At 42.5% G+C, this 26,960-nt stretch carries 24 protein-coding genes and 1 pseudogene; 16 read left to right on the top strand and 9 right to left on the bottom strand.

Features of this window, described 5'->3' with window-relative positions:
* Positions 1-1,264 precede the first annotated feature (1,264 nt).
* Positions 1,265-2,335 (top strand): YncE family protein, encoded by a 1,071-nt coding sequence (locus AC1MEO_RS19800; RefSeq protein WP_394120705.1) that lies wholly within the window; start codon positions 1,265-1,267, stop codon positions 2,333-2,335.
* A gap of 512 nt (positions 2,336-2,847) precedes the next feature.
* Here AC1MEO_RS19800 and AC1MEO_RS19795 read toward each other — a convergent pair.
* A complete protein-coding gene (locus AC1MEO_RS19795; protein ID WP_394120703.1) occupies positions 2,848-3,228 on the bottom strand; it encodes a hypothetical protein in 381 nt (126 codons plus the stop codon).
* 439 nt (positions 3,229-3,667) lie between these two features.
* On the opposite strand from AC1MEO_RS19795, the gene AC1MEO_RS19790 reads away from it, so the two are divergent.
* Positions 3,668-3,835 (top strand): hypothetical protein, encoded by a 168-nt coding sequence (locus AC1MEO_RS19790; RefSeq protein WP_298830004.1) that lies wholly within the window; start codon positions 3,668-3,670, stop codon positions 3,833-3,835.
* Here AC1MEO_RS19790 and AC1MEO_RS19785 read toward each other — a convergent pair.
* Positions 3,830-3,970: an NlpC/P60 family protein gene (locus tag AC1MEO_RS19785; protein ID WP_394121104.1), complete on the bottom strand. Its 141-nt coding sequence runs from the start codon at positions 3,968-3,970 to the stop codon at positions 3,830-3,832. The genes AC1MEO_RS19790 and AC1MEO_RS19785 overlap by 6 nt on opposite strands.
* Positions 3,949-4,095, bottom strand: a pseudogene (locus AC1MEO_RS19780) (NlpC/P60 family protein); the annotation flags it as partial. The pseudogene AC1MEO_RS19780 and the gene AC1MEO_RS19785, both read right to left, overlap by 22 nt.
* A gap of 619 nt (positions 4,096-4,714) precedes the next feature.
* Here AC1MEO_RS19780 and AC1MEO_RS19775 point away from each other — a divergent pair.
* The 4 genes from AC1MEO_RS19775 to ccsB are packed head-to-tail and all read left to right on the top strand — an operon-like array spanning position 4,715 to position 8,836.
* The gene (locus AC1MEO_RS19775) at positions 4,715-5,422 is read left to right on the top strand and encodes a cytochrome c biogenesis CcdA family protein (protein WP_149456938.1); all 708 of its coding nucleotides are present in this window, start codon (positions 4,715-4,717) and stop codon (positions 5,420-5,422) included.
* 43 nt (positions 5,423-5,465) lie between these two features.
* The gene (gene resA, locus AC1MEO_RS19770; protein WP_149456939.1) at positions 5,466-6,002 is read left to right on the top strand and encodes a thiol-disulfide oxidoreductase ResA; all 537 of its coding nucleotides are present in this window, start codon (positions 5,466-5,468) and stop codon (positions 6,000-6,002) included.
* A 12-nt stretch (positions 6,003-6,014) separates the two neighbouring features.
* Positions 6,015-7,655: a cytochrome c biogenesis protein ResB gene (resB, locus tag AC1MEO_RS19765; RefSeq protein ID WP_298830007.1), complete on the top strand. Its 1,641-nt coding sequence runs from the start codon at positions 6,015-6,017 to the stop codon at positions 7,653-7,655.
* Positions 7,652-8,836 carry a c-type cytochrome biogenesis protein CcsB gene (gene ccsB / locus AC1MEO_RS19760; protein ID WP_480336246.1) on the top strand — a complete coding sequence of 395 codons (1,185 nt, stop codon included), beginning with the start codon at positions 7,652-7,654 and terminating at the stop codon, positions 8,834-8,836. The genes resB and ccsB overlap by 4 nt, the downstream gene beginning before the upstream one ends.
* A 712-nt stretch (positions 8,837-9,548) precedes the next feature.
* Here the strand turns inward: ccsB and AC1MEO_RS19755 are convergent.
* From AC1MEO_RS19755 to AC1MEO_RS19745, 3 genes are all read right to left on the bottom strand, one after another.
* A complete protein-coding gene (locus AC1MEO_RS19755) occupies positions 9,549-10,211 on the bottom strand; it encodes a class I SAM-dependent methyltransferase (RefSeq protein ID WP_394120700.1) in 663 nt (220 codons plus the stop codon).
* A gap of 28 nt (positions 10,212-10,239) precedes the next feature.
* Positions 10,240-11,691 carry a UDP-N-acetylmuramoyl-L-alanyl-D-glutamate--2,6-diaminopimelate ligase gene (locus AC1MEO_RS19750; RefSeq protein ID WP_298830014.1) on the bottom strand — a complete coding sequence of 484 codons (1,452 nt, stop codon included), beginning with the start codon at positions 11,689-11,691 and terminating at the stop codon, positions 10,240-10,242.
* A gap of 220 nt (positions 11,692-11,911) precedes the next feature.
* The gene (locus AC1MEO_RS19745; protein ID WP_149456944.1) at positions 11,912-12,520 is read right to left on the bottom strand and encodes a YdhK family protein; all 609 of its coding nucleotides are present in this window, start codon (positions 12,518-12,520) and stop codon (positions 11,912-11,914) included.
* Between the two features lie 215 nt (positions 12,521-12,735).
* Between AC1MEO_RS19745 and AC1MEO_RS19740 the strand changes: the two genes are divergently transcribed.
* The 3 genes from AC1MEO_RS19740 (at position 12,736) to AC1MEO_RS19730 (ending at position 15,806) form a co-directional block, all read left to right on the top strand.
* Positions 12,736-13,644: a F510_1955 family glycosylhydrolase gene (locus tag AC1MEO_RS19740; RefSeq protein ID WP_298830016.1), complete on the top strand. Its 909-nt coding sequence runs from the start codon at positions 12,736-12,738 to the stop codon at positions 13,642-13,644.
* A gap of 106 nt (positions 13,645-13,750) precedes the next feature.
* Positions 13,751-15,139, top strand: a complete 1,389-nt coding sequence (locus tag AC1MEO_RS19735; RefSeq protein ID WP_394120695.1) for a sensor histidine kinase — start codon at positions 13,751-13,753, stop codon at positions 15,137-15,139.
* Positions 15,132-15,806 carry a response regulator transcription factor gene (locus tag AC1MEO_RS19730; protein WP_298830179.1) on the top strand — a complete coding sequence of 225 codons (675 nt, stop codon included), beginning with the start codon at positions 15,132-15,134 and terminating at the stop codon, positions 15,804-15,806. The genes AC1MEO_RS19735 and AC1MEO_RS19730 overlap by 8 nt, the downstream gene beginning before the upstream one ends.
* Positions 15,807-15,870: 64 nt before the next feature.
* Here the strand turns inward: AC1MEO_RS19730 and AC1MEO_RS19725 are convergent, their stop codons facing one another.
* Positions 15,871-16,203: a four-helix bundle copper-binding protein gene (locus tag AC1MEO_RS19725; RefSeq protein WP_149457027.1), complete on the bottom strand. Its 333-nt coding sequence runs from the start codon at positions 16,201-16,203 to the stop codon at positions 15,871-15,873.
* Between the two features lie 535 nt (positions 16,204-16,738).
* Here AC1MEO_RS19725 and AC1MEO_RS19720 point away from each other — a divergent pair.
* From AC1MEO_RS19720 to spoIIP, 4 genes are all read left to right on the top strand, one after another.
* Positions 16,739-18,832: a heavy metal translocating P-type ATPase gene (locus AC1MEO_RS19720; RefSeq protein ID WP_298830029.1), complete on the top strand. Its 2,094-nt coding sequence runs from the start codon at positions 16,739-16,741 to the stop codon at positions 18,830-18,832.
* Positions 18,833-18,907: 75 nt separating this feature from the next.
* Positions 18,908-19,240 carry a hypothetical protein gene (locus AC1MEO_RS19715; protein ID WP_298830031.1) on the top strand — a complete coding sequence of 111 codons (333 nt, stop codon included), beginning with the start codon at positions 18,908-18,910 and terminating at the stop codon, positions 19,238-19,240.
* A 615-nt stretch (positions 19,241-19,855) separates the two neighbouring features.
* Positions 19,856-21,295 carry a murein hydrolase activator EnvC family protein gene (locus AC1MEO_RS19710; RefSeq protein WP_298830033.1) on the top strand — a complete coding sequence of 480 codons (1,440 nt, stop codon included), beginning with the start codon at positions 19,856-19,858 and terminating at the stop codon, positions 21,293-21,295.
* Positions 21,296-21,418: 123 nt separating this feature from the next.
* Complete coding sequence (gene spoIIP / locus AC1MEO_RS19705; RefSeq protein ID WP_480336242.1) at positions 21,419-22,450, top strand: stage II sporulation protein P; 1,032 nt, start codon at positions 21,419-21,421, stop codon at positions 22,448-22,450.
* 144 nt (positions 22,451-22,594) lie between these two features.
* Here the strand turns inward: spoIIP and AC1MEO_RS19700 are convergent, their stop codons facing one another.
* Positions 22,595-23,185: a YdhK family protein gene (locus AC1MEO_RS19700; protein ID WP_480336240.1), complete on the bottom strand. Its 591-nt coding sequence runs from the start codon at positions 23,183-23,185 to the stop codon at positions 22,595-22,597.
* 240 nt (positions 23,186-23,425) lie between these two features.
* Here AC1MEO_RS19700 and AC1MEO_RS19695 point away from each other — a divergent pair, with 240 nt between their 5' ends.
* From AC1MEO_RS19695 to AC1MEO_RS19685, 3 genes are read left to right on the top strand one after another with little or no spacing between them, the layout of a single operon-like run.
* A complete protein-coding gene (locus tag AC1MEO_RS19695) occupies positions 23,426-24,334 on the top strand; it encodes a F510_1955 family glycosylhydrolase (protein WP_480336238.1) in 909 nt (302 codons plus the stop codon).
* Between the two features lie 42 nt (positions 24,335-24,376).
* On the top strand, positions 24,377-25,786 hold the full coding sequence (locus tag AC1MEO_RS19690; protein WP_480336236.1) for a sensor histidine kinase: 1,410 nt from the start codon (positions 24,377-24,379) through the stop codon (positions 25,784-25,786).
* Positions 25,758-26,438 carry a response regulator transcription factor gene (locus AC1MEO_RS19685; RefSeq protein WP_203341268.1) on the top strand — a complete coding sequence of 227 codons (681 nt, stop codon included), beginning with the start codon at positions 25,758-25,760 and terminating at the stop codon, positions 26,436-26,438. The genes AC1MEO_RS19690 and AC1MEO_RS19685 overlap by 29 nt, the downstream gene beginning before the upstream one ends.
* Before the next feature lie 56 nt (positions 26,439-26,494).
* Here AC1MEO_RS19685 and AC1MEO_RS19680 read toward each other — a convergent pair whose 3' ends face one another.
* A complete protein-coding gene (locus AC1MEO_RS19680) occupies positions 26,495-26,827 on the bottom strand; it encodes a four-helix bundle copper-binding protein (RefSeq protein WP_203341267.1) in 333 nt (110 codons plus the stop codon).
* Positions 26,828-26,960 lie beyond the last annotated feature (133 nt).

Genomic DNA, 26,960 nt, shown 5'->3' with positions numbered 1-26,960 from the left:
TCGAGGGACGGAACATTGCCATGGTCCATCGCACCTTCTTGATTCATGCCGCCCATGCTCTGACCATCCATATTTCCATTGTTCATCGGTGACTCCTGTGATTGTTTAGAACTTTCATTGGCGCTGCAGCCGATTAAGATGAAACTGAGGGCGAATGAACCTAAAATAATTTTTCTCATTTCTGTAATTTCCTTTCATTGCAACTTTTTTTAATTGAGTCTTCAAAATTTGTTTGCAGGAAGCCCGTCAGTTGAAGTCCTCTGCGTTTCTTGTAGAGGACTTCAAATAAATTACTTTCTTTCACTTGTCAGGCTCATGTACGGATACTGCTGCCATTTAGGATTCAACCAAGCTCGCGCAGAGCTGACTGAGATGTTCAACGAAGTTAGTAGATACGATACATACAAAAAAGGATTTATCTATTTTCACGTAAATCTTGACTCTCTCAACATTTTTTGTTCGATAATCGGGTGAGAGATTTAAAGTTTTATTGCTCATCCTCCATTCTATGAGTTTACTAATGTACTATACGCGCAAGTTGTGCAAAAAGTATGGAGAAATGAGTGGGGAGAATATATTTATCAATCGAGAAAGCATCAAGAATGATATTCAAAAAAGTATGAGTATTATATACAAAATCATGAGGCGATGGAAAAATAGGCAAAATTATTTCGATATGATCGCTTATTGAGCAACTATAAAATAACTCAAGCAGGAGGGAAGAGAAGAAGTTAAACTAGAGCTTTTTAACTTCCTTTTTGTTTGTTACGAATGCTTCAAATAACGTTGCTTTTACTCTTCTTTTTGGAATCTTGCCAGAAAAATGTAGAGTTACAATGTTAGGGGAATTTAATGTGAAAAAGCCAGAATCCACTGGCTATAGAATCCGGCTTTCATGAGGTACATTATCTTTTTCCAGTTCCCTTTGCTTACGATAAAATGCTGCTTGACTGACCTCTGTAATCGCACATATTTCCTTTACGGTACTCCGAATTTAAGTTCAAATATGCAGATAAAGAGTATTAAAATGCTTTTTAATTTCAGAAAACCAGCTAATTAAAGGTCGATTTTCCATGAATTTATGATTATATCTGGTGTCAGGCTATTTCTAATAGGAGTGGGTTTTAAAATTACAAAACAATATTTAGTCCAGTCTAATATATTTGGTGATAATAAAAAAGTCCGCAGTTTCTGGTTATTTACTTGGTAGAGTTATATCTATACGGAAGTAATATATATCTTAGGAATTAGGAGGAATAAAGAAATGAAAAAATATTCCGGGTTACTATTATCCATTATTTTGTTACTTATATTCGTTATCGCAGGATGCAGTAATACAAAAGAAGAAGGTTCAAAAACAGTGAAGGACGAGACTGATGATGTGACTGATTCCGCAGCAAGTGAGGATGATCGCTTTATTTTCACAGCAAATGAAGGAGGAAGTATTTCTAAAATAAGTGTCGAACAGCAAAAATTAGTCGAAACATTCGAGATAGACGGGGCTGTCCATAATATTCAAGTGTCACCTGATGGAAAAGTCGTTGGAGCAGTGGTCGTTCCGGATATGAGTGATGGACATGGCGAGTTAATGGAAATGAAGGGAAAAGCAATCTTTTTTAATCCTGAAACTAATGAGATGATAGAAGAAGTGGAAGTGGGTAATCACCCTGCTCATATAGTATTTACAGAAGATGGGAAATATGTATTAGTGACAAATAATGAGGACAATACGGTTTCGGTCATTGATGCGAAAGACTATTCAATTATTGAAACCATTTCAACTGGAAAGGGTCCACACGGTTTCCGAATTTCTAACGATAGTAAAATTGCTTATGTAGCAAACATGGGAGAAGATAGCGTTAGCGTAATAGACCTTCAAAGCTTCAAAGAGAAGGAAAAAATTCAAGTGGGTACGGCTCCAGCTACAACCGGAGTTACTTCTGATGGAAATACGTTGATAGCTACCATAAACAAAGATAATGCACTTGCTATTATTGATTTGAAATCGGGCGAAATCAATAAAGTAGACGTCGGAAATGGTCCGGTACAGGTTTACATAGAGCCTAACAATCAATTCGCTTACGTTGCCAACCAAGGAACGGAGGATAATCCCGATAATTCTGTAACAAAAGTTGATTTGAAATCGAAAAAGATTAGTGCGACAATCGATACAGGTGAAGGTTCACATGGAATCGTAACAAGTACTGACAGTAAATTCACATATGTTACAAATCTGTTTGAGGATACAGTCAGTGTGATTGACAATGAACAAAATAAAACGATAAAAACAATAAAAGTAGGTAAAAAGCCGAATGGTATCAGTATAATGCCATAAAATCTACTTCTAAATCAGACCCTAAGAACAGTTTTTCATAACTGTTCTTTTTTTCTGCTATATTCAAAGATTCGGCAAACTTATTGATTAAAATCAATATTCATTCAAGTTATATGAGGTGGAAATAGTGAAATCTTATTTCCCTTTCGGCTTAAAGTAGAATGGGAATTATCCATTGCCATAGATATTTTTGTTGTTGTTTTAGCTCCAAACATTTGAGCAATGTCTACTTAAGGGTTTCTCACTACTCAGTAGAATTTCCGGTTTCCATTACCATATTTGATTGTTCACTTCTTCGCCTGTCTAAGCTGTATAGTCAATCGTTTATAAAGAGAGAAGCTTTATCCGAGTTTATCAAAGAAAACAGAAGTAACGATTGGGACGCTACTTCTGCTTTTATAACTCCAGTGATAGATTTTATGACCTAGTTATGTCTATTGGACATTCTGTTTACCGAAAAGCGAATGTAATTCCGTTTCGATTAATAGAAGATGCAGTTGCTGAGTTGGTATCTACATAAAAAACAATCTTAGAGCTGCCCAGCTTACTAAAAAGAACCCACTTGATAGGGCTACGAGGTATCCTATAAACAATTTGCTCTCTTTATTCTGCATCTGTTTGTATTCCTTATAAGTGATTTCTCCTTTAGCATAACTTAATCCAATTTCATTTGGTTCAATAGCGAAGCGCATGCCTTTGCTGTCTTCTAAGATTACTTTGCTAACTAAAGGAAGGTCTTTTTTGGCCAAAATGTCTTCTAAAGGTTGATTCTGGAACATTAGATTTTCTGTTCCAACAAATTCCATTCCGATAGACTTGTAGATAGAATTGTTTCTGATTTTTTCACTCATGATATAAGCTTGACGTTCAATTTCATTATTGGAAATGCACATGCTTTCGACCTCCTCATTCGTATATTTTAGTAAAAGGTAAAGATATTCTTACTTAAAATGTTTAGATGGGAAATCATCAAATTTATCCGTTGACTCGGCTCTATACTAAAATTTTTCATCTCGTGAAGATCAAATTGTAGCTATGTCTTTCTGATTTCTGTAATCACTTTAGTTTTACCACGATTCACGTTGCTTATCAATTCGAGGTGTTTGAAAAAGAGCATAAAATAACTTATGTAAATAAATAGAGAAATTCCTGTAAATGCTCGGTTTGCATATCGCCACTTATTGAAAAGAAGGGTATCGGTAGTGGCCCCTTAAAGTTCGAGGTTTATTTATGTAGTTAATTGGCTAGCATGAGGTTGGCCTATACTATTTAACCACTGGCGATAGTAGTCGGAGTAACTGCTGAATTCTATAATCCGTTGGAAGGTGCTTGTTGAAAATGACAGCCTGGCAAAAGAAATCAGCGGGAAACGGCTGCAATCGTGCATTCCTTAGAAAAAGAGAGCACACAAAAAAGGCCAACGCCGTTGTTTCCGGTGTTGGCCTTTTGAAATTATTATTAGAAGCTTCTGAAGCTGTGGAATTTAGATTTCCATTATGAATTGTTCAAACCGACAATTTCAGCTTTCGATTCACCAGAGTGGACGAACTGGTTGTTGCCGATGTAGATTCCAGCATCCGAAATTCTTGGACGGCACGTGTTCGTAAAGAAGATCAAGTCTCCTGGCTTTGGGATGATAATTGTTTTGTTTCTGAGAATATAGGAAGGGTTGTGCGTGAAATTGATTGGCCAGTTTTATTGTATACGCACTGGAGAAAACCACTGCAGTCGAATCCAACTAGTGTCATACTGCTCCACTTGTACGGTGTTCCTTGAAGGGATAATCCAGTAGAAACGGCTTAAGAATCGATTGATGATGAACTATTAATTGTTTGAAAAAATAAAAAATTCATTTGTGAAACTTTAGACAAATTTCAAACAGGAATTTTTACTAATAGTAATAACTGCACATTTTCTTCAAATGTTTAAGGTATATTCAATTTGTTGTAGTCAGGGTTTAAGGCGAGAAATTAAAGTGGGTTTCTTACTACAAGGAGGATTGAATATTATCACCGCGAGTATCCATAATAATAACCCCTAGGAATTCTCAAATGCATCCCTAATATAATAAAAGGATAAACAGAAAGGCTCTAAGACCACAATGACTAATAAAAAGAAGAAGCATCTCCTTTTGAGAAGTTTCAATTTGCTAGTTCTTGTAGGTGCTTTTATTTTTTACTGTCTACAAAGAGATTGTGGAGGGCAGAATTTAAAAGTTGAAGATACATATCTGATTCTACATTAGTTAGTTTTTATGGAGAAAGTAGCAAGTTAATACATATCACCTGCCTATAGTCTGCTGTTCTCTTTTTTCAAAGAAGAGGAAGATGCAATGGGTTAGGCGTGAAAAAGTAAATTCATCAAAAAGGAGATTTTTTTATGGCAGAAGTAAGTTTATTGCTGGCGTTCGGTGCCGGGCTGTTATCGTTCCTCTCGCCTTGTGCGCTTCCGTTATATCCGGCTTTTCTGTCCTATGTTACCGGTGTATCCGTCAATGAGCTGAAAACGGGAAAAGGGGCAATGAAAAAGAGTGCCCTGATTCATACGATCCTGTTTTTGGTCGGGTTTTCCATCATCTTTCTGGCGCTAGGGTTGTCGACCTCGTTCATCGGCGCGCTCTTTTTTGAGAACGCAGACCTGCTGCGTCAGCTGGGAGCCATCTTGATGGTGTTTTTCGGCTTAGTGCTGACAGGCGTCTTGAAATTCGACTTCCTGCTTTCAGATAAAAAAGTTCACTTTCAGAAACGGCCGTCGGGCTATACCGGTTCCGTGGTAATCGGGCTAGGTTTTGCAGCTGGATGGACGCCTTGTACGGGACCGATTCTGGCCGGCGTTATGGCGATGGGAATAGCCGATCCAAGCCGCGGGCTCTTGTATATGCTGTTCTACGTCCTGGGCTTTGCCATTCCGTTTTTACTGATGTCGTTCTTCATTGAGAAAATGACCTTCCTGAAGAAGCGGAGTGCCCAGTTCATGTCAGTGGGTGGGGGCTTGATGGTGCTTATGGGCCTCATGCTGTACTTCGACATGATGACAGACATTATCGCGTTTCTCTCGCAGTTTACTGGTGGATTTACCGGATTCTGACGGTATAGCTTGATTAGATGAAAAAGAAAGGAATGAATGTGGCATGGCAAGAAAGAAGAAGAACCGGTTTTTCGTGAGGACAGCCATTTTACTAGTCCTCGTCGGAGCAGTTGTTTTTACACTCTATAACAACGCAAATAAGGAGAACAGGGAAATGCTCCAAGTTGGAGATCCAGCACCGGACTTTAAATTAACAGATTTGAACGGAGAAGAGCATCAACTGTCTGACTACAAGGGACAAGGGGTATTTGTCAACTTCTGGGGGACTTGGTGCAAACCGTGCGAAAAGGAATTTCCACTGATGGAAAGACAGTATCAGGTTTATAAGGACCAAGGAGTCCAAATTTTGGCAGTCAATATCGCCCAGTCGGATTACGAAGTGAGGCAATATGCGGAACAACGCGATTTGACGTTCCCGATTGTCATTGATAAAACCAAGAGCGTCATGGAAGCTTATAACATCATCCCGCTGCCGACAACCCTGCTGGTGAACGCCGAGGGCAACATCGTTAAAATCATCACTGGCGAAATGTCGGAGGAAGACATCAAAAGCTACATGGAACAAATCAAACCAGTGTAAGGAGATTTATTGATGGAGAAAACACAATGTAAATGCGGGTATGTGAACCCGCCAGGAACCAACCTTTGTGAAACCTGTGGGCGGTCATTAACTGAGAAAGAACAAAATAAACTACTTGCCGACATGCGATATGAAGGGGTAGCAAGACGATCACAGACATATAATAAATCAATTATTGATAAAGTTTGGAACTTCTTTTCCAGTGTCAAAGTCGGAGTTGGGCTAATCGTAGTAATTTTGATAGCGGCAGCGATAGGCACAATCCTGCCCCAGCACATGTATGTACCGGCAACTGGCGAAACCGCCATTAAAGCTTATTACTCAGATGTGTATGGCAGCATCGGCCGTGTTTATCACTTTTTAGGATTCCATGACATGTACAGTTCAGTTTGGTTTATCGTTTTGGTCGGCATGCTTGCGATTTCGTTGATTATTGCCAGCCTGGATCGCTTTGTGCCCCTTTACCGATCATTGAAAAGCCAGCGGGTACTGCGTCATCCCAGCTTTATGAATAAGCAGCGCATCTATGGGCAGGGTCCTGGAGCTGACGATACGTTGCATAAAGCCGAAGCCAAATTGAAGGAATTAAAGTACAAAGTCCGAATGGATAAAAACGGGCTTTTGGCGGAAAAAGGACGATTCTCCAGATGGGGACCGTATGTCAATCATATCGGTTTGATTATTTTCCTCTCTGGTGTCATGTTAAGGATGATTCCCGGGTTTTATGTTGATGAAACACTGTGGCTTCGTGAAGGCGAGACGAGGGCTATTCCCGAAGCCCCAGGCTATTCCTTGGAAAATTTGAAATTTAAGGTAGAAACTTATAACGGCGAAGGAGAAGATGCAAGATTCAGTGAAGCAATTGATCGTGTAGGAACAGTCGTAAAAAATTACCAGACTGATGTTGTGCTGTATCAGCAGCCTGAAGGCAGCTTACCAGGAGCAACGGAGAACTTGGAATTTGTAAAAGAGTATCCATTGCGTGTGAATCAGCCATTAAAGTTTGATGGTTATGCCATGTATCAGATGGATTACAAATTGGATGAACTTAAAACAATGACGTTCGCGTTGACAGACCAACAAACAGAGGAATCGCTGGGAGAATTGACCATTGATTTGATTAATCCCGATGAAAGGTATGAATTGAAGAACGGGTCGACAGTGGAGTTGCTGGGCTATTACCCGAATTTCTCCGGTTTTGAAAATGGAGAACCACAAACGGCAAGCCCACTCCCAGACAATCCGGGTTTTCTTGTTGAGATGACCACACCGACAACACCGAAAGGGGAAACCAGTTTCATTACAATTCAAAATACTATCGAGCCTTTCGGCGACAATCAATATAAATTGACCTTTCAAAGCGCTGAAACACGCAATGTATCCGGTCTGACTGTCCGAAAAGACCGAACCTTACCAATCCTGGGTCTTGGAGGATTTATTTTTATGATAGGGGTGGCGCAAGGGATGTACTTTAACCACCGTCGTTTCTGGTTGCAGCAAACCGACAACGGTGACATCCTGCTTGCGGGACATACCAACAAAAACTGGTACAGTTTGAAGAAAGATCTCGATCAAGTTTCTGAATATGCATTACTTCCTGCTTTTACAGACCAGCAGGAAGACATGGAAAAGGAAGGTAAACCGCAATCATGACATTAACCGCTATCAGCTCAAATTTACTGTACACGGCGTTCATTGCGTATCTAATTGCCACATTCGTGTTTGGAGGGGCCGTCAAAGGGAACAAAAAAGGAACATTCGACTCGGAACAGCGGTGGGGGAAAGCCGCAATTGCCATTACTATTTTTGGTTTCCTTGCAAATCTAGGTTATTTTTTCACCCGATGGACAGTATCCGGGCATGCACCGCTGAGTAATATGTTTGAATTCACGACAGCGTTTGGCATGACGCTGGTCGGAGGATTTATCCTTATCTACTTCCTCTATAAGACAGCAGTGTTGGGGATGGTCGTCCTGCCAGTCGCCTTACTGATTATTGCGTATGCCAGTATGTTTCCGAAAGAAATCAGTCCACTGATTCCCGCACTTCAAACGAACTGGCTGACGATTCATGTCAGCACAGTCGTAATTGCGGAAGGGATATTGGCCATAAGTGCAGCAGCCGGATTAATTTACTTGTTAAAAGTTGTAGACTTGACTAAAAAATCAAAGCAACGGTTTTGGCTGGAGACCATTCTGTATACACTAGTGCTGGTTCTTGGTTTTATCATTTCTAGTTCCTATTTTGCCTTGACGAACTATGAAGCCAATTTTCAGTATGTTAACAAAGACGGACAAGAAGCTTCCGTCACGTATAATATGCCGCCGGTTTTCGGCATGAATGAGTCCGTTCCCGCGACAGAGGAAACCCTAACCCCGTTCATGGAAACCCCGCCGCTGATTGACGCCAGAAAACTGACGACGATCACCTGGTCGTTGTTGGTTGGAACTGTTTTATATGTGTTGATACGCGTGGTTACCCGTCGGTGGATTTCCCAGCTCCTTCAGCCCATGATGAGAAATGTCAGCCCCCAATTGATGGACGAAATCAATTACCGAGCCGTTATCATCGGCTTTCCGCTATTCACGTTAGGGGCACTCGTTTTCGCTATGATATGGGCCCAAATTACCTGGTCCCGTTTCTGGGGCTGGGATCCGAAAGAAGTATGGGCATTGATTACGTGGCTCTTCTATGCGGCTTATCTTCACTTGCGACTTGGAAAAGGCTGGCAAGGAGAAAAATCAGCATGGCTGGGTGTAATTGGCTTTGCGATTATTATGTTTAACTTAATTGTCGTTAATCTGATTATTGCGGGATTGCATTCGTACGCGTAAGAAAATTTTTTTCTAGAAATAAAAAGGAACAAAATGGTTAGGACTGTTTTGTTAATCAATATGGCAGTGGTAAAATTTCTTACCGCTACATTGCCTTCTCTTAAAACTCTCTGAATTACTAAAACCTTGGATAGTGTCAGTTACAGGTGAAATCTTATTTTATATACGATTTATTAGTAACAGGAGCCTATTTACGTAATACATTCGATGAAGAAAAAGGACTCCATGTAAAAGGGAATAATATTAGTAGGCATTTTTTTATTCATGGTGAAGTTAAGAGCATTGTTCACCATAAAAATCGTTTTTTAAAATAATCAAAAACTGTTTAGAAATGAGGCGACTTGGAATCTTTCCTGTCGTTTCATTTTTATTCTGAGAAACTTTAATCTCTTGTTGAAGCATATATCTTTATGAAGTTCATGTAAGTAACCGGTTCTGAATGCTAATGAGTTAACGGTATTCAACACTGAAAGCTGAGAAAAGAAGAAAATTTACAGAACATAATATTGGTTTTTCAACTTCTTCAATAAAGTTTTTAGAGTTTAACAGTAATCTCATACGCAAAACGGTAAAGGAAAAACTATTAGTAAGACTAACTTTAGTATCTAATTTTTCAACTTTTATAAACTGTTTATTCAGGTAATTAGAAACTACAATTACACTACTTTACATGTTATTCAATTAAAAGAAAGTTCGCAAATATCGCAACAATTCACGGTTTAAAAGCTCTGTATGTCCTCAACGTTCCAAGAATGGTTGAAAATTGCCCTGTTTCTTCAATTGCCGCAAATTCGGTTTCTTTCAACAAATCCGGAATGATGCCTTTGACATGTGGTGAAGTGGTTTTAAATCCATCCAAGATTTGGACAGGAAGAAAGGCAGCGCGCATCATCCCATTTTGCGGTTTCTCAAAATCAAGAAGATGGAACTGGCCGCCCGATTTGAGTACCCGACGAACTTCTTCAAACGTTTCCTTCTTCTTCTCCAGTGTCAGATGGTGGATGAACAAACTGGTAAAGACATGATGAAACAGGTTAGTCGAAAAGGGGAGCTGATCCGAAAAACCTTCCTCAAAAAGGATTGAATTAGCCCGGTTTTCTTTCATTTTACTATTCGCGATGGCTAGGATTTCCGGATCGGCATCGACACCAATCACTTGTATACCCGGTTGGGATTGCTGAAGTAAAAGGGCAAGCGTCCCAGTGCCGCAAGCCAAATCCATTACTTGTTCACCAGGTTGAAGGGAAGCTTGGTTGACCAGCTTCATTTTCATCTTTTTTTCTTGCATGCCCCATTCAATTAACGGATCATAGAAGCGAGTCAGCCAATGATATTTGAGTGCCGGTATATAGGCTTTCTTTTGGGGGATCTTCATGGAAGTCGCCTCCTCTTTTTAGGTGGGTTTATTCGAATTCGATTACCAAATCAACCGTTTCTCGGTCAGTGGTTGTCGGCAATTGGTAGGATTGCTGATATTTCTCATGTCCTTTGCCGGTGATCACAATCCAATCACCTTCTCTGCTTTCATCGATCGCTTTCTGAATGGCGAGTGTACGGTCTGGAATGATGTTTCCTTTAAGATTGCCGTAGCCCTCATTTAATTGATTTAAGGCTTTCACCATAGTGCTTTGAGAAACCGTATTCAGGTCATCCAACGTCAAAATGTACTGGTCACTCAATTCAGCGGCTAAAGACACCATGGCGCTTCGCTTGCTGGGGTCTCGATCACCTCGAAAGCCGAAAATATGGATGATTCTTTGGGCGCCCTGCAGTTTCGCAGTCTTCAAGCAGTAAGAAATGGCATCCGGGGTATGGGCATAGTCCACAACAACAATCGAGCCATTGGCTAGTCTGGTGATTTCAAATCGGCCTTCCACCCCCTGAAAAAGCGGAATGGAATTCAAGAGCTTTTCTTTAGGAATACCCAACAGTCTTGAAGTTCCATATGCCATTATAGTATTGTACATATTGTGTATTCCATCTATCGCGGAGTTTATTTGATACGTTTCGTTCTGTTCTTTCACAATAATAGAATTGGTCAGTGAATTGAATTGGACAACGCTTAAACTGTAATCAGCGGATTTGCCTATCACATACACCGATTTCCCATCCCTTCGCAGGATCTCCAAGAGCTTTCGCCCCCACGCATTGTCCCCATTCACCACTGCGGTTCCACGTTCTTTCAACTGATTGAACATCAATACCTTCGTCTGGAAGTACTCCTCCATGGAACCGTGATAATCCAAGTGTTCATGATGAAGATTAGTAAACAGGCCGTAATCAAATTCAATCCCTTCCAAACGGTATTGGGCTAATCCGTGAGAAGAAACTTCCATAATAATGACATCATCCTCACTGATAGATAACAGTTGATGCAGAGCTAGTGAATTTGGCGTGGTGTTGGCAGTTTTTATTTTTTTTCCATTGATTATGTTTTGGATGGTTCCGATAACGGAACAAGATATCCCGTTGCTTTCTAAAAAGTGCTGCAGCATATAGCTTGTGGTCGTTTTCCCGTTGGTTCCTGTAATGCCAATCATCACTTTCTGGTTAGATGGGTGGCCATAGAAGTTCCTCGCCATCCTGCCAAGGGTTTTGCGGCTATTTGCAACTTGGAGATAAGGGACGGATAAACCGGTGATAGCCTGTTCCCCGATGACAATTACAGCCCCTTTTTCAACTGCCTGTTCAATATACAGATGGCCATCACTTTCAAAACCTTCAATGGCGATAAATGCAAACCCTTCTTCCACTACCTTGGAGTTGTCGGCAATACCTTGGATGTCTAATTCTAAAGTTCTGGAATCTAATCGGGTGACCAGATCGAGTTCATGCAAAAGTTGACTTGTTTTCATTGATTGGGTAACCTCTCTCAAACAATTTAAATTCGATTCATTCTATATGATGGATGTTGAGAAAATGTGCAGAATTCGAACCGATAAGCTTAACAAGAAAAACTTAATTTTCTTGTAACAAAACTGAAACTCATCGAGTTTCAGTGGAAATAAAAACCTACTTCCTCATTTCAATAAAAAACCCGAGATCTTGTAGACAAGATCTCAGGCTTTATCGATTTTATTTACCTGACAATTCACTTTCGGTTACCCATTTGTGATTGGTAACCGGTTCCCCGCCAGTCGTAGGTGTGAAATCGACCATATAGACGGTTGTGTCCTCGATTGAATCAATGGTAGCCGTTGCGCCGTCCATGCCCTCCATGTGATCAGCGGCTATTGTTGCTTCATCGCCCGGTTTCAAGGTTAGGTCTCCCGGATTTTCAAGTTCCTCGTGAATCACCCATTTGTGGTTTTCAACTGGTTCCCCGCCGGTAGTCGGCGTATAGGTCAAAGCATAAGCCGTTGTATCATAAGCGCCGACAATCGTGGCTTCGGCCCCTTTCATTCCTTCCATATGATCCGTTTCAATGATGGCCTGACTTCCGACTTCATAAGTTGGATTTTCTGCCTCTGCTAGATCCTCAGGAACTTCACCTGAGCTGGAGTGGTTCATCCCTCCCATATCCATATCTTCATCAGAATCCATATTCATGTCTTCACTAGAATCCATTTCCATTTGTTCGTCGTTTTCAGCCGGATTCATTCCTTCGTCGTTACTATTGCAAGCAGCTAGCGTAAATGCAGCTAAGAGCGACATCGTTCCCATCATAAACTTCTTTTTTATCATCGTTTATCCCTCTTTCTTTTATAATCTCTTTTTACTTTACCCAATAAGTATGCAAATCCAGTGCAGGAATGATGACATTTAGTTGTATAAAGAGTTAAATAGCTAAAAAGGTTAGAAGAATCTGCACAGAAAGTCGAAACTTTTTAGGTAAACTTAAAGATAATCGATTGGAATAGGATAAAATAAATTGAGCAAGAAAGTGGAGGAAATAAAAAATGATTAAAAAGAAATTTGCGTTGATTACGGTAATGGCTGGATTCTTTATAACGGGATGCACCAATAGTGGCGATGAAGCGTTTGAAGTTCCGTTTGAGGGTGAATTGAGCCATGTTCATGGAATAGGCTACGCTGGAAATGATAATGGGCTGTATTTTGCCTCTCACAGCGGCCTAAAGATTTATCGGGAAGGTGATTGGTTTGAAACATCGGATAATTTCCATGATTACATGGGATTTAATGCAGTAGACGAAGGGTTTTATACTTCGGGACATCCAAGTGCTGATTCTGATTTGCCCAATCCACTTGGAATTCAGCGCAGTTTGGATGGAGGAAGATCCTTGGAGCGTATCGCGTTTGAAGGAGAAACCGATTATCATGCCATGGCCGTCGGATATAATAGCCATGACATTTTTCTGTTGAATCCAGCGAAAAATTCCCAATTGGAAACGGGTTTCCATAAAAGCACGGACGAAGGAAAAACTTGGGAGGCAGTGAATGCTGCAGGATTGGAGGGTGAAGTTTCTGCGTTGGCTCTTCATCCAACCGATTCCAGCTTAGTTGCCGCAGCTACTTCTACTGGGATCTATGTATCGGAAGATGGAGGAGAAAACTTTGAACTCGTGACTCAGGAAAGCGAGCGGGGGACAGCTGTTTTCTTCGATGAAGATTCGCTGTTTTTTGCAAGCTATGGTACTGGCCCGTCATTGATGAAATATACGGTGGAAACTCAAGAAGAAGAGATGCTGAATTTACCGGATCTCAAAGAAGACGGAATAGCCTTTATCTTCCGAAATCCAAATGACACCAAAGAACTTGCGTTTTATACCTTGCAAGGACAAGCCTTTTTATCAGAAGATGATACAAAGACCTGGCTTCCATTGCTTGAAGACGGAAATGTCCAATAAATACGGGGATATAGGCGAATGGAATAACCTAGTGAATCTTGTAGATTCAACTGTTTTTTAGTGGTTTGCAAATCGATTAACCAGTTTGGTCATAAAGGAGGTTGCGATGTTTAATAGACTGTCATTAAAAATTGGTTTGCTGTTTTTTGTCTTTATTGTCATCATTGAATCGATTTTGTTTCTGACTTTGTATTTCACCTTTGTGAACGACCGGGTGGATGAAGTGATGGACAATTTATTAGCCAGAGGAAATACCCATAGTGAAGTTTTGGAAGACAGTTTCGAACAAACCACATTGAACCATGTCGGTATGATGGAATCAGCATCTGATTTCATTGTGATTATTACGGATGTAGAAGGAAACCGGCTAGTGAATTCTGACTTGATTGAATCTGAAATGACCGAAGTGCTCAACCATACGGACTTTGATGAAATTCCGACAGATGGAAGAATCGTGGAAGAGCAATGGAAGGAGAAAAAGTACATTGCCACGGACAGTCCGATTACCATCAACGGAGAACACCAAGGACATGTCTTTATGTTTGCGGAAACGAGCCATATTAAACAAATCGTCGATCATTTAACAGAGCAGTTCTTAGTAATAGGGCTGGTTGCCATTTTTCTGACAATTGTTACCATTTTGGTGTTGTCCCGATTGATTACACTGCCGTTGATCCGCATGAAGGAAGCGACCGAGCAACTGAGTAAAGGAAACAACCACGTCAAACTCAATATGGAACGGAAGGACGAATTGGGCGAGTTGGCGAATGCGATTACCACTTTATCAGATGATCTGGATCGTTTAAAAACGGCGCGGAATGAGTTTTTAGCCAGTATCTCGCATGAACTGCGGACACCGCTTACCTATATCAAAGGGTATGCTGATATTGTGAGCCGATCAACCACTTCCCCGCAAGAACAAAAGGAATATATCGGTATTATCCGGGAAGAGACGACACACTTAACCGGGTTAATCCAGCAATTGTTTGAATTAGCTAAGATGGATCACAACCAGTTCTTGATAAAAAAAGAGAACTTTTCACTGGCCATGCTCTTTAACAGTGTCAGTGGCCTGGTTCGGCCGGCCTTTGATGAAAAAAACATTTCGTTGTCGGTCAGTTGCGATCAGGAAATTATCGCTGTTGTCGATCCGGAACGTTTCCAGCAAGTGTTGTTAAATGTATTGGATAACGCCAAAAAACATTCTGGAGAAGGGACCAAGGTGACTCTCCAGGGTATGCAAAATGAAGAAACAATTAGCATCAGCGTGATTGATGAAGGAGAAGGCATACCGGAAGAAGATCTGCCTTTCGTGTTCGAACGGCTGTACCGGGTGGAAAAATCAAGGTCCAGACAAAGCGGTGGAAGTGGTCTTGGATTAGCGATTGCCAAAGAAATCGTTGAATCACACGGGGGACATATTTCCATTGAAAGTGAACGAGGGAAAGGGACGACGGTCCTGATTGAATTGGAGAGGGGGAATTCTCATTTATAAAGTGCTGTTAGTGGACGATGAACAACGGATGCTGGATTTAGTTGCGTTGTACCTGAGACCACATAATTATCATTGTAAAAAAGCGCTCGGAGCATACGAAGCTCTCTCCTATTTGAAAGAAGAGGAAGTTGACATCATCTTATTGGATGTCATGATGCCCGAAATGGATGGATGGTCGCTTTGCCGAGAAATCAGGAATTTTTCAGATGTGCCAATTATTATGCTGACAGCGCGAGAGCAGCAAGAGGATGTTATCAAAGGGTTAAAACTGGGGGCGGATGACTACATTACCAAACCTTTTGATGAGGAAGAGCTACTCGCGCGCATGGAAGCTCTATTGCGGAGAAGAACCCCGGTGAAGTTCATTGAAGTAAACGGATTGCTTTGGGAAGGAGATCGGTTCGAACTTTCGTTCAAGAAGGAGCCAATCAAGTTAACCCCGAAAGAATTCGCCATGATGGGGCTCTTAATGGGAAATCCGAACAAGGTCTTTGCGAGGGAACAATTGATTGATTTAATCTGGGGATTTGATTCAAAAACAGAGGGAAGAACCATCGATTCACATGTTCGAAATGTACGAGAAAAAATTCGGCAAGCCGGGTTTCCGATTGACGAGCATTTTCTTACGGTCTGGGGTATTGGATACAAGTGGATCAATATGCCATAACTAGTTGTAACAAAACAAAGCCCCCGTACAAAAGATTCTTTTGTACGAGGGCTTTGTTAAAATCTTACGCTATATTTCTGCACGCTTCGGCACATCTGTGGCAAGCTTCCGCGCAGCGTTTGCAGTGTTCGTGATGATCTGCATGTTTATCGCATTCGTTGCCGCAAGCTTCACATATTTCTGCGCATACTTGTGCCAATTGTGAAACAAACGGCGAGTTTCTGGTGATTGCATGTTCTAAAAATGCGCAGATATCGGCGCATTCCCGGTCTAATCGAATACACTGAGCCATCATCTTGACATCTTCTTCCTGCAGACAAGCGTCAAAACAGTGATTACATTCCGCTGCACAATCGTGCAAGGCCTGAATGAGTTCTTGGTGTTGTTCGTGTGCCATTCCTAAAACCTCCATTTTTGTATTTGTGCTTCCCAGTTAAAGTTCCCGTTGTTTTTATAATTAAACGAAAATTTAGAAACTCCATACAAACTGCACAAGTTGAATTCCGTTGAGGCAGATGAGTTGGTAGATGGAATAGTTAACTCTCTAAATTTCTTTTTAATTGTAGGTTTTCCAATTGCAGCAATCGGCCTTCTTGCTCCATGGGTAGCAGGAGCTGCAATGGCGTTCAGTTCAGTATCCGTTGTTTTGAATGCCTTGCGCCTACAACGAACGAATTTACTAAAATAAGATAACCCAAACCCTGGTTCTAATGAAATTAACTGGAGTTTGGGCTATTTTTCTGTAGTTTCTCCACAGTTTCTCGAAAAAGATTGTATAAACTGAAAATCAAAGAATTGCCACAGCTGGTTTAGAGTCGTTAGCTGTAACTACCTCGAAATATCCATGCCAAGCCGGTAATTTGGCTATCAATATAGAGAAGATAAGGTTGGTTTAGAAGGATATTGATCATACGATATGAGGAGAGATATTAATGAAGAAAAATCAAAATCAACACAGTTCTCATGAACATTTAGATTCAACTGAACAGGATCATCATCATTCAGAACATCATCACGACGAACCCACGATCCAGGAAGAGAATGCGGATGGGAAATCTGGGGGCCATGACCATCACGGACATCACGGACATGGCGATATGGTGGAAGATTTCAAAAAACGGTTCTTTATTTCATTGATTCTGACGCTTCCGATTCTGGCATTATCCCCGATGATCCAGCATTTCATGGGAGTTGATTGGCGCTTTGGCAATGATATGTACCTGTTATTTGGCCTATCGACTATCGTTTTCTTTTATGGGGGATGGCCGTTTCTAACCGGTGGCATCAGCGAGTTGAAAGACAGAAACCCTGGCATGATGACCTTAATTGCTCTGGCCATTACGATTGCTTATGGTTACAGCACCATGGTGGTCTTCGGTTGGGATGGCAATCAGCTGTTCTGGGAACTGGCCACGCTGGTCGTCATCATGTTGCTCGGACATTGGATTGAAATGCGTTCGATCATGGGGGCTTCCAATGCACTTGAACAGCTGATTCAGTTGATGCCAAACGAAGCACATAAATTGGACGACAATAACCAAGTCCAGGATGTGCCGTTATCCGAAATCAAAAATAAAGATCGGTTGCTGGTTAAACCGGGTGAAAAGATTCCGGTAGATGGCTTAATTGTGGAAGGGAAATCCACAGTGGATGAATCCATGCTAACCGGAGAATCCATGCCCATCGACAAAACAGAAGGCGATGATGTCATCGGCGGTTCGGTGAACAAGGAAGGTTCCCTGACTGTGGAAGTGGAGAAAACCGGGCAAGAGTCCTACTTATCGCAAGTGATCAAGATGGTCAAAGAAGCGCAGGAATCCAAATCCAGAACACAGGACTTGACGAATCGTGCAGCCAAATGGCTGTTTTATCTGGCGATAGTGGCAGGTCTTGCAACATTCTCTGCATGGCTGCTGCTCGGTTACTCCTTGGATATTGCGGTTGAACGCATGGTGACGGTCATGGTCATTACATGTCCTCATGCATTGGGATTAGCGGCGCCGCTTGTCGTAGCAGTTTCGACTTCCATATCGGCAAAAAAAGGCTTATTGATCCGAAATCGGACCGGCTTCGAAGATGCCCGTAACTTGAATGCCGTCGTTTTTGATAAAACAGGAACGTTAACAAAAGGAGAATTCGGCGTCACAAATATTGTGCCAAACGGCGAGTACACAAAAGAAGACGTTTTAAGGTTTGCTGCTGCTATCGAACAGAATTCGGAGCACCCAATTGCGACTGGCATTGTGAATTCAGCAAAAGAAAAAGGAATCGAATTAGGAAGAGTCAGTGATTTTGAATCGATTACTGGAAAAGGCATTCAAGGGCAAGTAGATGGTCAGAAAGTTAACGTTGTCAGCCCCGGTTATATGAACAGCAACAAGCTAAGCTACAATCAGCAACAGTTCACTGAACTATCAGAAGAAGGAAAAACGGTCGTGTTTGTATTAGTGGAAGATAAACTTGCCGGAATGGTTGCCCTTGCCGATATGGTCCGTGAAACGGCCAAAGAAGCCGTTGCGACATTGAAGGAACAGGGCATTCATTCTATTATGCTGACAGGCGACAACAAGAAAGTGGCAGATTGGGTAGCAAGACAAGTGGGCATCGACGAAGTCTATGCAGAAGTATTGCCGGATGACAAAGCCAATCAAATCAAGAAAATCAAAGAAAAAGGCTGGAAAGTGGCGATGACCGGAGATGGTGTAAATGATGCACCGGCACTTGCAACAGCCGATCTCGGAATCGCTATCGGGGCTGGGACTGATGTCGCCATGGAAACGGCAGATGTGATTCTTGTTCGAAGCAATCCGAACGATGTGGTTGCATTGATGGATTTATCGAAAAAGACCTATCGGAAAATGGTGCAAAATTTATGGTGGGCCACTGGATACAATATTTTCGCGATTCCGCTGGCTGCGGGTGTCCTAGCTCCCTGGGGAATTGTGGTCAGTCCTGCGATTGGCGCCGTATTCATGAGTTTAAGCACCATCATTGTCGCCATCAATGCAAAACTTTTAAAAGCATAAAATTATTGTATGTAGGAAAGTTAGAATTTGACGGAAGTTGCATTCAAGAGACTATTTAACTTAAGGAGGGGTGAAATGAAAATTCAAATCATATGTGAGAACTGTAGCACAATTGCGGAATTTCTCCCTCGCCGCAAAGATGAAAAAGTGGGTATCCGAACAGTAAATCAGAAATTTCTCGTAGGCGTGAGCTGGAAGAACGAAGTTATTGAGAACTTTCAAGAAGATTTCATCGACAAATTGGGCAAGGCCACTTCAAACGAGGAACGAAAAGAAATCTTAGAGACCGGGATAGCAAGGAATACGTTTGCTGAAACCGTCGATTTTGAATTGAGTTTCACCTGCAGAGGATGCGGGGATCGGATTACCTTAAATGACTTTCAATTAATCGATCTTATTGGATTTTAAATGAAGTATAAGAATCGATTAAAAACACCATACAGATGAGTTATCAAGTTTTATCAAAAGTTCTTTCAGAGTCATACATTAAAGAGCATCTTCAGCTATGTATTAGCTGAAGATGCTCTTTTTCAATAAGTGGAAGCATGGACTGTATGATGCTCGCAAGCACCATTTCTGACAACGTACAGATAGCTGTGTTAAAGCAAATAACAGACGAATATAATATATGGTTATGACAATTATCAAGACAAGTGGAAGGTGCTTTTAAGAAACAGTCATAGTGGAGGTGGCTATTCTTAACCAATACAAAGTACGTACATTTACCTATTTAACTCAGTCTCGATAATTTCTCCATAAGTTTCCCTTATTATAAGAAGAGTTTTGAGACGCTATTATTTCTTGCAAATTAGATTGCAATTTTTTTAGAAAGCTAAATTGATCTATTGAAAATTGAAGCAACTTTTGAGCTGAAGTGTGATAACAAATAAATAGCAACGAGAACCTTTAAGAAAAAACTGATGAGTTACCATATATAGAGTGATGATTGTTGCCGATTAGGATAAATCTTGATTTCTAATGGGCAATAACTAAATAATGAACATCCGGAAGGGGAATATGAAGGTGAACTTGAAATCGAAATGGATGGTGACCGGTGTTTCAACTGTGTTAGCCCTCACCATGTACTTGCCAACAACGAATGCAGATACGTTAAGCGAACTTGAAAAAAAGCAGCAGGAAACGGAACAGAAAAAAAGTGAATTAGATTCTGGAATTAACGAAAAATCAAATGCAATCAGCGAAAATCAAACGAAGTTAACCGGAATTATGACGAAAATCACGGAACTGGATAATAAAATCAAAGAAACTGAATTCAAAATTACTGCAGTTCAAGAAGAAATCGATCAAACGAAAAGTGAAATTGATGAGTTGAAAAAATCAATTGAAGAACTCGAGGAGAAAATTGACGAGCGAACAGAGTTGCTTAAGGAGCGTGCCCGTGCCATTCAAATGAGTGGCGGATCGGTGGATTACATAGATGTCTTGCTTGGTGCTAATAGCTTTATTGATTTTATCGACCGGTTCTCTGCCGTGAATACATTAATTGAAGCAGATCGAGAAATTATGCTGCAACAAGCGCAAGACAAAGAACTTTTAGCTGAACAGAAAGCCGAAGTGGAAACGAAGCTCACCGCACAAAGAGAACGCCAAACGGAGCTTCAAGAGCTTCAAAATTCACTTGCCTCTCAAAAAAGCGAGCAAAATGGGCTAGTGAAAGAGCTGACAGCGGAACAGAACCGATTAGCGAGTGCAAAATCCGAATTGGAAAATCGATTTGAAGAAGAAATAGAAATCAGTGTGGATTTGGAGAAACAAATCGTGGCTGAGCAAGCCCGTCTCGCTGAATTGGCAAGGATAGCGGAAGAAGAACGACAACGGAAATTAGCCGCCGAAGAAGAACGACAGCTTCAAGCGGCGGCTGAAGCCGAAAAACAGCGCCAAGCAACCGCTAAAAAGGAAGCGGAGGAAGAACGTGCGGCGGCAGACCGCAAAGCGACAATTGCATCAAAAAATACTGACGACGCGAATGCTTCAAGTATAATAAGACCTGTCGAAAAGCCGGAATCTAGTTATACAGCCCCTGTAGCTACAACAAGCTCTCCCTTTATCAGACCGGCAGCAGGCCGGCATACATCCGGATTTGGCGGTCGGGACATCGGGGATGGGGCTGAAACGCATTTAGGGTACGACATTGCTAATGTAACGAACACACCTATCGTGGCAGCAGCAGAAGGTTTTGTATCCTATGCCGGTGTAATGGGGGGATATGGAAATGTCGTGATTGTTACTCATTCAATTAATGGACAGACTCACGCGACAGTTTACGCACATATGAATTCCATCAACGTCTCGGTCGGCCAGTCTGTTTCACAAGGGCAGCAAGTCGGAGGCATGGGGAATACGGGACGTTCTACAGGAACCCATCTGCATTTTGAAGTTCACGTAGGGCCTTGGAACGGTGCACGTTCGAATGCTGTAAATCCAGCCCAGTATATTAGGTGACCCTGTAAACAATCGGCATTTTCTACTATGCCGATTGTTTTTTCTTCTATACAATCTTAATGGAAGCGAGGTCCAATCATATTGCCAAGAACTCAAGCAAACACTAAAAAAAGCAAGAAGAAGATGTCTGCATTAACAGGTTTATACTATTTGGCACTTTTTCTCTCTACTTCTCTCCTGGTCATTGCTTTGGCGTTGATATACTTCAATATAGAAGGAAATGACCGTGAAAATTTTGAGTCGGATGATCTAAAATCTCAAGCAACATCCGATTTGACTTCATCAAATTTTAACTTTCAACTCCTTAAGCCGGCAGATGGAACCACTGGTTCTTCAAACGGCATTCTCAATTCGGAAGAGGGTACCACATTACATGCGGAGCAACTAACAAGAGATGAATTTCAACCTGCCATGAAAGATCTGTTTAAAGACAGGGATCTTTCTCCAGAGAATGTCGAAGATATATTTGGAAATATAAGTTCCTCAGATAAACTAAACACAGGGCACTCGACTTTCGGTAGAGAGGTCATTTACTTTTATCACTCGCACAGCAGAGAAGCTTTTTTACCTTATTTAAAAAAGACAGATCAACCAGAAGATGCCTATCATTCAAAAGCCAACATTACGTTGGTTGGCGAGATGTTGGGAAAATCCTTGGAACGAAGAGGCTTAGGGACAACAGTCAATTCTACTGACATCGTTCAAGAATTGGATTCAAAAGGACTAGACTATGGCAGTTCTTATGCTGTTTCGGGAGAACACGTGAAGACAGCTCAAAAAGAAAACAGTGAATTGGAGATTTTCTTGGATATACACAGGGATTCATTGCGCAAAGATTCTACCACTATCGAACTGAATGAAGAAGGTTATGCGCGGCTGTTATTTGTAGTTGGAACAGGCCACAAGGAATTCGAAAAGAATTTAGCATTCACGGAAGATTTACATCAACAGCTTGAAATTGAATATCCGGGATTGTCCAAAGGAATACTTGAAAAAGACAGCAGTCAAGGGAACGGCGTCTACAATCAGAATCTGTCTCCCAACTCAGTCATTGTTGAAATTGGGGGAGTCGATAATACGGTAGAAGAACTTCACCGTACAGTAGAAGCATTGGCCGCAGTGTTAAGCGATTATTATTGGCATGAAAAAAAGTAAATCGGATCTTGAGTTAACATATGATAATTTATCGGAAGAAGACTGTTGAGAAGAGAAATTTATTTCTAGAAAAAAGGAAGGCCAAAAGCGAAATGTTTTCGCTACTTGGTCTTCCTTTTTGAAGAGGTGATAACTTCACTCGGTTTATTTCGCTGTTAATTCCTCTTCAGTCACCCATTTGTGATTAGTGACCGGTTCACCGCCGGTCGTAGGGGTGAAATCGACCATATAGACGGTTGTGTCCTCGGCTGAATCAATCGTAGCCGTTGCGCCATCCATTCCCTCCATATGATCGGCGGCCAGCGTTGCTTCATCGCCCGGTTTCAACGGTTGGTCTTCCGGATTTTCAAGTTCTTCGTGGATGACCCATTTGTGGTTTTCTACCGGTTCACCGCCAGTGGTCGGTGTATAGGTCAAGGCATAGGCAGTCGTGTCATAGGCTCCGACAATCGTGGCTTCGGCACCTTTCATCCCTTCCATATGATCCGTTTCAATAATTGCCTGGCTTCCCACTTCATACGTCGGATTTTCAGCTTCTTTCAAATCTGCCGGCACTTCGCCTGAACCTGAATGGTCCATGTTCATGTGTCCGGAATCCTCGCTCATATTTTCTTCAGCTGCGTTGTTGTCCATATCCATCGGTTCTTCACTCGTCTCGCTACCCGGATTGCAGGCGCTTAATGTGACGGCTGCCACAAGTGACAGCATTCCCATCATCCATTTGTTTTTCGGCATGGCGTTCTCCTTCTTTCCGCGTTTGTCTGTAGTTACTCTACCCCTTAACTTTGCATATTGTGTGCAGGAATCATGACATTTTTTTGGGGGAAATTCGAAAGATCAACTTATGGCAAGTTTATGAATGGCACGAGAAGTTCTCCTTTCTATAGAAGAAACTGCACAGAAAATCGAGACTTGTTCGCTAAACTGGTGGAGGAACCTAGTTTATAAAAAAACAAGTGAGTTGGAGGAACAACCATGAAGAAACAAAGGAAGACGATTGGAGGACTGCTGTCCTTGCTTTTATTGGCAGGATGCAGCGGAGAAGCACAGGACTCTTTCGAAGTCCCATTTGAAGGGGAAATGGACCATGTCCACGGAATGGGCTATGCCGGGAATGAAGATAGGCTGTATTTCGCGTCCCATACTGGATTGAAAATCTACCGGGAAGGCGAATGGTTCGAAACAACGGATAACTTCCATGATTATATGGGCTTTAATGCGACAGATGAAGGCTTTGTGACATCAGGCCATCCGAGCGCAGACTCGGAATTGCCCAATCCACTGGGGATTCAGCGCAGCGTGGACGGCGGGAAAACGATTGAAGAAATTGCGTTTCAGGGGGAAACAGATTTCCATGCGATGGCCGTTGGCTACACTAGCCAGGATCTCTTCCTCATCAATCCGGCGTCTAATTCCCTGTTGGAAGCAGGTGTCTACAGCAACTCGGCTGAAGGCGAATCATGGCAACCGGTCCAAGCTGATGGTTTGGAAGGGGAAGTGGCCGCACTTGCCCTTCATCCGGCTGACTCAAACCTAGTCGCAGCCGCCACTTCGACAGGCATCTACTTCTCCAAGGATGCCGGAGAAACGTTCCAATCTCTTACGCCTGAAGGAGAACGAGGGACAGCGGTGCATTTTACCGAAGAAGTGCTGTATTTCGGCAGCTACGGGACAGCTGCAGCGTTGATGCAGTATACTGTTGAAAACGAAGAGCTGGAACCATTGAACATGCCGGATCTTCCGGACGACGCCATCGCCTTTATTGCTGAAAATCCGAAAGATGACCAGGAACTGGCCATCTATACGTTGCAGGGCCATGCTTACCTGTCGGAAGACGGCACACAGAATTGGAAAGCCTTGCTGCAAAACGGAAAGATCCAATAAAAAGGCCGAACAATTTGATTGCTCTATAGGAAGAGGGACGCCATGTTGAATAAACTCGCTTTGAAAATCGGCTTGTTGTTTTTTGTCTTTATCCTCGTCATCGAGACGGTCCTATTCCTGACGTTATACGTGAACTACGTGGATGAACGGGTGGAGGAAGTGATGACGAATCTGCTCGCACGGGGGAATACCCACAGTGAAGTGCTGGAAGACAGCTTTGAATCCACCACATTGAATCACGTGGCCATGATGGAATCGGCATCCGATTTCATCGTCATCATCACAGATGCGGATGGGAATGAGTTGACCCATTCCGACACGATTGAACCTGAAATGAGGGACGTGCTGCAACACACCGATTTTGGCCAGGTTCCACAAGATGGGAAAATCGTGGAGGACCGGTGGGATGATAAGCAGTTTATTGCGACCGACAGCCCCATTACTATTGCAGGCGAACATCGGGGACATGTGTTCATGTTTGCCGAAACCAACCACATCCAACAAATGGTCGAACACTTGCGGAATCAATTTTTGTTTGTTGGCTTGATTGCGGCTGTTCTCACTATCGCCGCCATCTTCGTGTTGTCGCGCTTGATTACGAGACCCCTCATCCGAATGAAGGAAGCCACCGAACAATTAAGCCAAGGAAACCACACGGTCAGGCTCAATCTTGACCGGAACGATGAACTGGGGGAATTGGCGAACGCCATTACCACATTGTCGACGGATCTGGACCGTTTGAAGAAGGCGCGCAATGAATTCCTGGCCAGCATTTCACATGAATTGCGTACACCGCTGACTTACATCAAGGGTTATGCGGACATTGCAGGACGTCCGGATACCTCCGATGACGAAAAAAGGGAGTATATCGGTATCATCCGGGAGGAAACAGCCCATTTGACGGAGTTGATCCAGCAATTATTCGAACTGGCCCAGCTCGATCACAACCAGTTCTCCATCCGGAAAGAAACGGTTTCCCTCAATCGGCTGTTTCACTCGGTTGCTGGGTTGGTCCGCCCAGCCTTCGATGAGAAGCACATCTCCTTAATAGTCCAGTGCCCCCCGGATGTGACGGCTTTCCTGGATCCCGAACGTTTTCAGCAGGTATTATTGAACGTACTCGATAATGCCCGAAAATATTCACCGGAAGGATCGCTGGTAACGCTTTTGGGAACACAGGAGAATGGTACGGTATTCATTAGTGTCAGCGATGAGGGGGAAGGGATCCCGGAAGCTGATCTTCCTTTTGTTTTCGACCGTCTGTATCGGGTCGATAAATCCCGTTCCCGGCAGTACGGCGGCAGCGGGCTCGGCCTTACCATCGCCAAGGAAATTGTCGAATCGCACGGTGGTCAGATGACGATCCAAAGTGAGCATGGCAAAGGAACAACAGTCCAGATGGAGTTGAAGAGAGGGGATTCGCTTGCAGAAAGTATTGTTGGTAGACGATGAAAAACGGATGCTGGATTTGGTCGCGCTGTATTTGAAGCCCCATCAGTATCTTTGCACAAAAGCATTAGGACCATTCGAAGCCTTAAGCTACTTGGAAAAAGAGTCTTATGATCTGATATTGCTCGATGTCATGATGCCGGAAATGGACGGCTGGGAGCTGTGCCGGGAAATCCGGAAGTTCTCGGACGTGCCGATCATCATGCTGACAGCACGCGAACAGCAAGAAGATATTATCAAAGGCTTGAAACTCGGTGCGGATGATTACGTCACCAAGCCGTTCAATGAAGAGGAATTGCTGGCCCGGATGGAGGCCTTGCTGCGCAGAAGAACACCGAAAAAAACCATTGAAATCGATGGCTTGTTTTGGGACGAAGACCGGTTCGAACTCATCTACCAAAAACACAGCATCAAACTGACACCGAAAGAGTTCCTGATGCTCGGACAGCTGATGAAGAATCCGGATAAGGTCTTCAGCCGGGACCAGCTGATTCAAGTGATCTGGGGATTCGATTCGGAGACGGAAGGACGGACCATTGATTCGCACGTGCGGAATGTCCGGGAAAAGATCCGTCAGGCTGGATTTCCCATTGATGACCATTTCCTCACCGTTTGGGGAATTGGCTACAAATGGATCAATGAAGCCGAGGTGTAGTGGTCAAAAGAAAAAAGCCTAACGGAATGCTAGTTCCGTCAGGCCTTTTCATCTGCTTAAGCGATGCTTCTGCAAGCTTTTGCACATCTGCGGCAAGCTTCCGCACAGCGTTTGCAATGGTCGTGATGGTCGGCGTGTTTCTCGCATTCATCCGCGCATGCTTCACAAATAGTTGCGCAAACGGCTGCCAGTTCGGAAACGAACGGCGAGTTGCGGGTAATGGCATGTTCCAGAAATGCGCAAATGTCTGCGCATTCACGGTCTAATCGAATGCACTGTGCCATCATCTTCACATCGTCTTCCTGCAGACAAGCGTCAAAACAATGGTTACATTCCGCTGCACAATCGTGCAATGCCTGAATCAATTCCTGATGTTGTTCATGAGCCATGTCAAAACCTCCATTTTTTATTTTTGCTTCATTTACTGGCTTTCCCTCTGTATTCCAGACTAAACGGAAATACCGAAACTCCATAGAAACTGCACAAATTCATTGTGAAACAGCAAACTCCTTCCGAAAAAAA

The organism is Planococcus sp. BI3, assembly GCF_056680115.1.
Note: the sequence above shows the minus strand (reverse complement) of the source record. Positions and strands in the feature narration are given on the sequence as shown.